This window comes from Peribacillus sp. P4_D6 (genome assembly GCF_056401795.1).
In genome coordinates, this window is the sequence record NZ_JBFUIQ010000384.1 from 1 (window position 1) to 725 (window position 725).

Here is a 725-nt window from a genome sequence, read left to right on the forward strand (position 1 = left end):
GCTGACCGAAGAGGATATGCCAGGTGAAAAGGAGCGCCAAACCTTCTTGGGAATGATAGGTGTCCTCCCTGATGAAGAGAAACGGAAATTGATTTATGAGGTACTGTCACCGCTTGGTCAAAATTTGATGGTTACACCAAAAGAAGTCGATGTTTTCATCGAGGATATGGCCAATTTGATAGCCAATGGTTTAAATGCAGCCTTGCATCATTCAATAAATCAAGATAATGCCGGCTATTACACCCGTTAAATCACTTTCAGTGCCCAAAAATGGTGTTCTACCCTTTCTAGCAAAGTCATAGGTATTAATAGACAAGCTATAGAGAGGGTGGAAGGATGAAAAGAAGAAATTCCCCAGGAATCATAACAGCCATTCACGGATCAACAATAATAAAAACTTTTCTAGGTATTCTCGCCTTGCTTCTTTTTGTTTTTTCAGTCAGTGGGGTCATGACTTCCCTAAGACCGGAGTATCGGATATCTTCTAACTCCGTACATACTGTAGCCAATCAATTCTCGGGAAAAATGCTGTTTTCGATGCTGGCCAACGAAAATCATTATCTTTTTAATGCCCTGCCGGAAGGTAAGCAGGAATCGATCATCACGAATCAATTGATAAAAGTCTCGACCAACATTTCACTTGAGGACCCGCGAAGTTTACTGGGAAGGGAGCTTCCTGGCTTTTCGATTTTTGATAATGAGATCCTCGTTGCTGGGGAAGGAAC

At 41.9% G+C, this 725-nt stretch carries 1 protein-coding gene and 1 pseudogene; both read left to right on the forward strand.

Features of this window, described 5'->3' with window-relative positions:
* The coding region (locus AC1DVB_RS27760; protein WP_477592070.1) for a GPR endopeptidase at positions 1–250 on the forward strand (250 nt) is incomplete at its 5' end.
* A gap of 86 nt (positions 251–336) precedes the next feature.
* A pseudogene (locus AC1DVB_RS27765) lies at positions 337–725 on the forward strand (stage II sporulation protein P); the annotation flags it as partial.